Source organism: Streptomyces sp. NPDC005899 (genome assembly GCF_040629645.1).
In the GTDB taxonomy this organism is placed as follows: Bacteria; Actinomycetota; Actinomycetes; order Streptomycetales; family Streptomycetaceae; genus Streptomyces.
This window is the reverse complement of the sequence record NZ_JBEXWB010000605.1, coordinates 1-2,212: the sequence shown is the minus strand read 5'-3', so window position 1 is coordinate 2,212 and position 2,212 is coordinate 1. Positions and strand designations below refer to the sequence as shown.

Here is a 2,212-nt window from a genome sequence, read left to right as displayed (position 1 = left end):
GGCGCCGGCACCCCGGGCGGCACCGGGGCCCCGGTGCGGGCGGCCAGATCGGCCGACAGCCGCTCGGCCCAGGACCGGCCCGCCCCGGCTTCCAGTTGGTGCATCCGCGTCAGGTACTGCCGTATCGCGAGCCAGAGACCCTCCGGTACGGCCGACAGGTCGAGCCCCGCGAAACGGCCCACGAGCCATGGCGGCGGGGGCGGCACCACGGCGGCCCGCCCCGCCGTCACCCGCTCACGGACGACGAGCGTCCCCGCGAAGACGTCGCCCAGCCGCCGGCCACGCGCCGACACCAAGGAGGAGACGCAGGCGATCACACCGAACGTCCCCAGGATCTCGACGACGCCCATGCACCCGCGGACGAGCGCGTGCCGGAAGCGGATGGGCCCGCCGTCGTCCCGCACGACGCGCAGTCCGCAGGCCAGCTTTCCCAGCGAGCGGCCGTGGCTGAGCGTCTCGACCGTGATCGGCCCGCCCACGAGTACCAGGAGGAAGGTGGCGACCGCGATCGCGGCGCTCGCCGCCTCGTCGAGCGTCACGGTGGCCAACGCCAGGACGATCGACACGACGACGAAGACCGTCAGGGTCACCGCTACGTCGATGGCCACCGCCAGCGCGCGGCTCGGCAGCCTCGCCGGATGCAATCCCAGCACGACCGCGTCTCCGGTCACGAGCTCATCCATCGCCATCCCGCCCCTCGCCGCCCTTCCCTGCCCCTCGGACACGTCAGTCTGCCAAGCTGACCGGGAGCGCGCCGTAGTACGGACCCGTACGCACCATGCCTGGAGCAGCAGCCGACCATGGATCTCGACGTCTTCGTCACGACCCACCGCACCGAGTGGGACCGCCTCGACCACCTCCTGCACCGCGGCCGCAGTCTGACGGGGGCGGAGGCGGACGAACTCGTCGACCTGTACCAGCGCACCGCCGCACACCTGTCGATGCTCCGGTCCAGCGCCCCCGATCCCTCGCTGACCGCCCGGCTCACGCAGCTGGTGGCGCGTGCGCGTTCCACCGTGACGGGCACCCGCCGCGCCTCCTGGCGCGATGCCGCACGGTTCCTGGCCGCGGGTTTTCCCGCGGCTGTCTACCGGTCGCGGCACTGGTGGATACCCACGGCCGTCCTCTCCACCCTCCTCGCGGCCGTCATCGGCTGGTGGATCGGCACCCACCCGGAGGTGCAGGCGGCGATCGGCGCACCGGAGGACCTGCGGAGCCTGACCCGGCCGGGCGGGGAGTACGAGACCTACTACTCCAGTCATCCCGCCGCCTCGTTCGCCGCCCAGGTGTGGACGAACAACGCGCAGGCCGCGGCGATGTGTCTGGTGCTGGGGGCCTTTCTCTGCGTTCCGGTGCTGTGGATCCTCTTCGTCAACGTCCTGAATCTGGGTGTCGGCATCGGCCTCATGTCGGCGGCCGGCCGCCTGGACACCTTTCTGGGGCTCGTCCTGCCGCACGGCCTGCTGGAACTCACCGCCGTCTTCGTCGCGGCGGGCACCGGCCTCCGCCTCGGCTGGACGGTCATCGACCCCGGGCCCCGAACCCGCAGGGCCGCACTGGCCCAGCAGGGCCGGGCAGCCATCGGAATGGCCGTCGGCCTGGCCCTGGTCCTGTTCGTCTCCGGTGTCATAGAGGGCTTCGTGACCCCGTCCGGCCTGCCCACGTGGGGCCGGATCGCCATCGGGCTCGCCGCGGAGCTGGTCTTCCTCGCGTACGTCTACGTACTCGGAGGCAGAGCCGCCCGAGCTGGCGAGACGGGCGACCTCGACACCGCCGAACGAAGCGCCGAGCTGCCTTCCGCAGCCTGAGGCGATGTGCGTGGGCAGCCGCTGACCTGCTAGTCTTCCCGAGCCCGCCAGGACTGTTGACACGGTCCGTGCGGGGAGGTAGATTTTAACGGTTCCAACGGACTGGACATGTCCGGTCCGGAGCGACTAAAGTTCATCTTGCTCGTGACGAGGGCTGGGCCCTCGCAGAGCCGATCGATTCTTCTCATTCGCGCAGTCAGCCGATTAGCTTCGGTCGATTTGCTTCTGATAAAGTCGAGTCAGCCGAAAGGCAAAGGCCATCCGCAGGCCGCTGGATATCGAATTCGGACCGGAAACGGGACGGAATCGGGTCTGGTAGAGTCGGACTCGCCGGAAAGGGAAACGCGAAAGCGAAGAACTGGAAAGCGAATCAGCAGGAACCCGCTTCGGCCGGGAATCGGACA

The 2,212-nt window shown here is 69.9% G+C and carries 2 protein-coding genes; one reads left to right on the top strand and one right to left on the bottom strand.

Features of this window, described 5'->3' with window-relative positions; all coding sequences use genetic code 11:
• Positions 1-683, bottom strand: a 683-nt coding sequence (locus ABZ371_RS31935) for an RDD family protein (RefSeq protein WP_358686290.1), incomplete at its 3' end; no start/stop codon positions are given.
• Positions 684-800: 117 nt separating this feature from the next.
• On the opposite strand from ABZ371_RS31935, the gene ABZ371_RS31930 reads away from it, so the two are divergent.
• On the top strand, positions 801-1,808 hold the full coding sequence (locus ABZ371_RS31930) for a stage II sporulation protein M (protein WP_358686288.1): 1,008 nt from the start codon (positions 801-803) through the stop codon (positions 1,806-1,808).
• The last annotated feature ends 404 nt before the right edge of the window (positions 1,809-2,212 follow it).

Excerpts from the sequence above, each read along its gene's own strand:
- ABZ371_RS31930 (WP_358686288.1), top strand. The coding sequence starts at position 801 with ATGGATCTCGACGTCTTCGTCACGACCCACCGCACCGAGTGGGACCGC.